The sequence below is a fragment of the Caballeronia sp. RCC_10 genome (genome assembly GCF_041360715.1).
Classification (GTDB): domain Bacteria; phylum Pseudomonadota; class Gammaproteobacteria; order Burkholderiales; family Burkholderiaceae; genus Caballeronia; species Caballeronia grimmiae.
On the sequence record NZ_JBFUPT010000081.1, the window covers coordinates 1 to 5,455 of the forward strand.

At 60.3% G+C, this 5,455-nt stretch carries 7 protein-coding genes; 3 read left to right on the forward strand and 4 right to left on the reverse strand.

Going from position 1 to position 5,455, the window contains the following annotated elements; translation table 11 throughout:
• Nucleotides 1-102: 102 nt before the first annotated feature.
• Complete coding sequence (locus AB6804_RS31475) at nucleotides 103-537, reverse strand: ProQ/FINO family protein (RefSeq protein WP_370889780.1); 435 nt, start codon at nucleotides 535-537, stop codon at nucleotides 103-105.
• A gap of 176 nt (nucleotides 538-713) precedes the next feature.
• Between AB6804_RS31475 and AB6804_RS31480 the strand changes: the two genes are divergently transcribed.
• Nucleotides 714-1,337, forward strand: coding sequence for an integrase (locus tag AB6804_RS31480; protein WP_370889781.1), 624 nt, complete (start codon nucleotides 714-716; stop codon nucleotides 1,335-1,337).
• On the forward strand, nucleotides 1,334-1,933 hold the full coding sequence (locus AB6804_RS31485) for an RES family NAD+ phosphorylase (protein ID WP_370889782.1): 600 nt from the start codon (nucleotides 1,334-1,336) through the stop codon (nucleotides 1,931-1,933). The genes AB6804_RS31480 and AB6804_RS31485 overlap by 4 nt, the downstream gene beginning before the upstream one ends.
• Nucleotides 1,934-2,367: 434 nt before the next feature.
• Here the strand turns inward: AB6804_RS31485 and AB6804_RS31490 are convergent, their stop codons facing one another.
• From AB6804_RS31490 to AB6804_RS31500, 3 genes are all read right to left on the reverse strand, one after another.
• Entirely contained in the window at nucleotides 2,368-2,751 is a 384-nt protein-coding gene (locus AB6804_RS31490; protein WP_370889783.1) for a hypothetical protein, read from the reverse strand.
• Nucleotides 2,752-2,868: 117 nt separating this feature from the next.
• Nucleotides 2,869-3,246 carry a hypothetical protein gene (locus AB6804_RS31495; RefSeq protein WP_370889784.1) on the reverse strand — a complete coding sequence of 126 codons (378 nt, stop codon included), beginning with the start codon at nucleotides 3,244-3,246 and terminating at the stop codon, nucleotides 2,869-2,871.
• 27 nt (nucleotides 3,247-3,273) lie between these two features.
• Nucleotides 3,274-3,984 carry a UPF0149 family protein gene (locus tag AB6804_RS31500; protein ID WP_370889785.1) on the reverse strand — a complete coding sequence of 237 codons (711 nt, stop codon included), beginning with the start codon at nucleotides 3,982-3,984 and terminating at the stop codon, nucleotides 3,274-3,276.
• 541 nt (nucleotides 3,985-4,525) lie between these two features.
• On the opposite strand from AB6804_RS31500, the gene AB6804_RS31505 reads away from it, so the two are divergent.
• Complete coding sequence (locus AB6804_RS31505; RefSeq protein ID WP_370889786.1) at nucleotides 4,526-5,410, forward strand: hypothetical protein; 885 nt, start codon at nucleotides 4,526-4,528, stop codon at nucleotides 5,408-5,410.
• The last annotated feature ends 45 nt before the right edge of the window (nucleotides 5,411-5,455 follow it).

Here is a 5,455-nt window from a genome sequence, read left to right on the forward strand (position 1 = left end):
GTCTGGATACGAACCTACGGCAAAATGCGACATCTCTATTTGGCAGAAACGCGACATTTGAACTTGGGACCTACAAACTAAAAGACGATAACGTCTATTATGTCAATTGGGCTTTGCGATTGCAGGGCACTCTTTTCGGTCAACGCGGTTGACCATCAAGGCGTTAAGTTCTACGCGCACATCGCCTTCGATGAGACAGGTCCAGTAGCGTTGGCCGCGGCTCCAGAGCTTGACGCCATTACGAGCGTCTCGCTCGCTCAGTCCGAGCGACGCCGCTCGCGCAAGCGCGTCCTTAACAATCCCAACCTTGAGAGGCACCTTCGGGGCGGGACTGCGCGGTAAGGCGCGCGGGAAATGTCGTTGCAGCGTGGTCACTGCGCGCGCCGCTGCGTTAGCGGACGTTCGCGGAGGCTTCGGCGGCTGCTTGATTTCTCGTGTGACTTCCACTTGCGATGACGTCGAGCGTGAAGCAACCGGTTTGCTGCTTTCGCCTCGGTTCAACTGCCTTCTGAGCGCAGCGAGCTGTTCGAGTCCCATCGTGCGTGCCTGAAATCAGTCGGCCCATTTTACCCGTCGCCTTTCATTACCGTCGTCAAGCCCAATAACTGCGATCGTTCGCCGCGTGACCAGGAAGCCCAAGCTAAGGCGACAAAGTTGACAAACGCGACAAAAGCGTTCAAAGTGTTGGTATGTGTCTCGCACGAGGCCGAACCATGTCCAAGCCAATGCCCGCCATAGATTTCCCTGAAATCACCGCTGAAGACGCTCATCGTTTCGAACGCGCCGTACGCATCGATGACGAGGATGCCTTCATCGCAGAGCTGAACGCGTTGATTCGAGAGAAATTTGCGGAAGCCGCACCCTCGCCCCTCCGGCTCACCACGGACCTGCGAGCGAAAGCACGCTCGCTTCGGGCCGAGTCACCCTGGCAGCCGTCGGCGACCGATGTGCAGCGCGGACGTGCAGCGTTGTTGCGCGCATACGATGCACCCGGGAACATTCCGCTGACGGAGTTCGCGCGGTTCGCACACAAGTCGCGCCAACAGATTTATAAAGATCTGTCAGCACGGCCTCGGCGCCTTCTCTCATTAGACGTGGGTCGTCGGGGTCAGCGACTGCCCGACTGGCAGCTTGATCCGCTGAAGCTGAAATTCACGCGCGAAGCGCTCACCCGAGCGGCGTCGGTTGACTCATGGACGCTCTATCGTGCGCTGTCGTCTCGAAATGATGCGCTCGGTGGTCACTCACCTATCGAAGCCGTGACGCCAGGCAACTTCGATCAACTTGTCGAGGTTGTGCTGAACGCGGTCGGTATTCACGGTGAGGAAGCGGTTTGACTTTGTCGATGCCAGGCCGCGTCATTGCGGCCGGAGAACTGCTCCAACACATCAGCCGAGTCGAATACGCCGCCACGCCGCTCTATTTTGGTACAAGCTCCGCAAATCGATACGATGATCCGACCGGTGACTATGGGGTTCTGTACCTCGGCTTCGACCTTCCGACAGTATTGATGGAATCGGTCTTTCATCAGCACCAATGGCACCGGAGCCGTTCGCGTACCATTACGCTAAGCGAGATTCGTGGACGCATTGTGCGTGCTGTCGGCGTAGTCGAGCGACTGAACTTGGCTGACATGACCGCGCCAGGCGTGATGGCGCGGGAGTTCGGCCTCAATCTCGGCCAACTGGCGAGCCGACGTTACATCCACACGCAGCGTATCTCTCGGCAGATTCACGAAGCGCTCGACAACAGCGGCATCCCAGCCTTCGACGGTCTGCTTTATCCCTCGCGGAATAATTTCCCCGCGACATGCATCGCTCTCTTCTACCGGGCACGAGCGAAAGTCGTGGTGGTCGACGATCTCCCGCTGGCGCAACATGTCGACTGGCCCGCTTTCGTAAGCCAGTATCGCATTGGGGTGGCCAAAGTTTGAGGCCGCCGACCGCCCCGAGGGTCCGAAGTCTCCCCTTTCGCCTGAGTCGATCCTCAGAGCGAGGATGGCGGAAACATTAAGCGGTTCCACTTCTATCTTCGAAAGGTCGAGATTTCAGCCTACGATCTAATATTTATAGTATGCCTACATAAATACTGACCATTCCTTTATGTAAATTGCTCGGCCGCTGCGTTAAGGCTCTCTCCGCGGTCGGCAGGCGCCTGGGCGTAAGGACGAGAGTGCCCACTACCACCTCGATGTAACAGCCAGTCTCGCGACCCCTGTTCGAACTGCGAGAATGACACGCCGTCGGAAACGCGCCAGTGTCCCCTCCGAGTCTGTTATCGCAATCGACGCAGTCCTCGCATTCAGCCTGACAATAGGGCTCGGTCACGTCTCAACGATCTCGAGACTGTTTTCGGCACACCATTGCCTCAGCGCGCTTTCGATAGAGGCAGCTTCAAAGGAGTACCAGCGCTCGAGAGCGCCTTCACGCGCCAGAAGATCCTTGAAGCGCCCATACGCTCCGTGCCGTTGGAAAAACCCTTCGACCAGTTCATAACGCGCAGGCACTGTTGCGCGACAAAGCGCAACGCGAGACTTTTCCCCAGATCGAGCTCGTTCTTATGCGGTATGGCGAGGTAGCGATCCGAAGTCTCCAGGTCGTCAGGATGATCTTCGTCGAAAGCGTCGTCGAAATCGGAAGTCCAATAAACCTTGCCCGTGTCGAGTGAGACATACGCGCTATGCTCCATCGGCGACGCGTCGCTAACAAAGTCGAAGGCCATAGAAAGATCGGCGTACTTGACCGCGATCATGCCTCTAACCCCCATCGGTTGTAGCGTTCAAACTGCCGGGTCGCTGTACCGGCGTAGAGCTGGTATTGCGCATACGCGGGCAGTTTGTCGTCCGTCGGCGACTGATTGTCCATCGACTCAACCCCTGTCGCCGAAGTTCGCCTCGCCGCTGTCATCCAGGCCCGCAAGGCCGTGGACGTCGCCTTCCCGATCAACCAGACGCAGCCATGTCCCCAGGTTCTCGCTGCTGCCGTCAAGTAGCCGGTCAGTCAGGGTATGGTCGTTCGCCTTGCCCAGCATATTGTGAAGCCCGAGGTACGCGACCAGAAGGTGGTACATGGCGCCGCGCAAATAGTCCCGTCCGCCCTGGCAGCGTCGCGCGTGGCGATGCAAGTCTTCGATCGCGCGACCGAGTTTCTCGCCGACGTACGACAACGGCACGCCATGACGGTCCTGCCACGAGGTGTATGCCGGGCCGTTAGCATTCAATGGAAAATCGTCCGCTCCTTCTGACATGTCCCCTCTCCCTAGTTGCGTGGTTAGTCAATGCAGAGTCGGCCCGTTTGCGAGACAGCAATGCTTGTACTTGCGGCCACTGCCACACGGACACGGTTCGTTGCGCCCGACCTTGGGGCCGTCCCGGCGCTGAGGAAAGTGCTCCGGCACGGCCGCAAGCGCCCGCCGGTGAGGCTCAAAATAGCGGTAGATGTGTGTCAGCCCCGCGATCATCGTCTGCAGTATTTCCTCACGCTTTTCGGGAGGAATGGGCGGAGGTCGCATCTGCGGGTCGGGATCCTGCTCATAATGCAGCATCATGATCGGTATCATGGGCCCGCCGTGATCTTCATCGTGAATGAGCTCGCCCCAGCTTGCCGGGCGCGTCCCCACGCCGCGCATGAAACCATGCGCCCAGTCGTTACCGGACGCGACGCCATCTTCTCCTTCGAGAAGCACGGGTAGGTATACGTTCGGCGTGTTCAAGGTCCGGCGCAACTCAGTCGCGATTGAGTTCCAGTGGCGCATGAGCAGCCCCAAGATCTCCGCGGCCTGCTCCTCGCTCTCGAACGCGAAGTCTTCTCCCCATATTTGGGGCAGATACTCGCTCGGCGGGACCGTGTCGGGCCCACAGATCAACGCTGAAAAGTAGCCATCGAGCATTTCGATGTTCATCGCATTAAGATCGCTGGCGTTGAGAAAGTCAGAAAGACGAGCGAACTCGTCGTCAGTAAGCGGCTGATCGGTGGTCAAGTTCACAGTGGCACCGTGTCTTGGGTGTTAAAGATGGGGGCTGCTACTCCGCTTGCGGGCGAAGCCGGTAACCAATAATCGGCTAGCGCCCACCCTAGTCGCTTTGCCGATCGATTATATGACGTCGGGCTCGCTGGGTAGCGCCCCGCGGTCGGTCTCGCCGACTGCGCAGCTGTGGAGGTAGGCTCCGGATAGCGGTCGCAGCGGCATAAACTTACCGGCCGAGAACTTCCTGGTCTCCGATGTTCCGTTGGCCGATATCGTGCGGCAGGTGGCGCTCGGGGCGCAAAACCGTGACGGCTGGGGCGTCGGTCTCACCATACTGACGGCGCTCGCCAATCTCTTGCCCATCTATGGGAGGACGACGTCTATCTCGCGCTGTTCCACGGCGCGCGTCATGTGGCAGCGGACTGCGAGGGCGAGGCGCCGCGGCGGGGACGCGCGCCGCTTGCAAGCCGGCCAGAGTCAGCCGCGCTCAAACGTTGGCTGCGCCGGTGGACCGACGTGCGCCATCGCGAGGCGGCCGAGCGGACCGTGTTGGCGGCGATTGCCGCTGGTCTCTCACCGTCTGTGCTCGCCGATACCCTGCTGGCGGCCAGAACCGAGCGGACTTTCGCCGACACGCCATTCGCTCGACTTCATCAACGAGGCGTTTGAGTGCCTGGATCTGATCGGCTGGGAGCACGCGTCCGCTGCGCTGGCTACCATCGTCGCGCAGATGGTGGCCGCCCGTGGCGCCGAGGAATCGACAGCCTGGCGCCAGCCCGTCGATCCGGTCGCGCTGTGTGACGCAGCAGCCGGCGAAATGTCCAAGGTTTTCGCGGCCCGCCAGGGTGTGCGAGCCTGGTCGAATCACTCGGCCCTCGCGCGGGAGTTGCTTGGAGACGAGCCGGCGAAGATCGTCGATGCGCTGAAGGCGGCGATTCCGCGTGGGCGCCGCTCCTGCCGACCTGGGACAGTCCCTCGCTATGCAGCGGCGCTGCGTGTGGCCCGCTTTGGCAATGCCAACGAACACGCGGACTGCGAGACGGCGCATCACGTCTTCACCCATGCTAACGCCCTCCACCAAATGCTCAGGCGGATCGGGGCCGCGGGCGACGGTTACCTTACGGCCGTGCGGGCCATCATGCACGGAGCGATGGCGCTCTACCTTGCGCGTTATCTGAACGTCCCACCGGCCCGCATCCCGGGCGAGAACAACGATCAGCTCGACGACCTTCCCGTAGATGCAGAGGTCATTCGCGCTGCCTTGCTCGACGCATTCGACCGGCAGCGACAGGTTGATCTCGCAGCAAGACTGGCGGCGAGGCAACTTACGCTCGGCCGTCCGCCAGAAGTGCTGATCGCCACGCTTGCGCATGCGGCGCCGCGCGAAGATGCGGGCTTCCATGCCTATCAAAGGCGTTGTCAGGTTGTTGGGTCGGTCACGTAAGATGATGCGATGAAGAAATCGAAATCGCTCTATCACGGTCACCGT

Coding starts and splice junctions, on each gene's coding strand:
- AB6804_RS31475 (WP_370889780.1), bottom strand. CDS start 537: ATGGGACTCGAACAGCTCGCTGCGCTCAGAAGGCAGTTGAACCGAGGC.
- AB6804_RS31480 (WP_370889781.1), top strand. CDS start 714: ATGTCCAAGCCAATGCCCGCCATAGATTTCCCTGAAATCACCGCTGAA.
- AB6804_RS31495 (WP_370889784.1), bottom strand. CDS start 3,246: ATGTCAGAAGGAGCGGACGATTTTCCATTGAATGCTAACGGCCCGGCA.
- AB6804_RS31490 (WP_370889783.1), bottom strand. CDS start 2,751: ATGATCGCGGTCAAGTACGCCGATCTTTCTATGGCCTTCGACTTTGTT.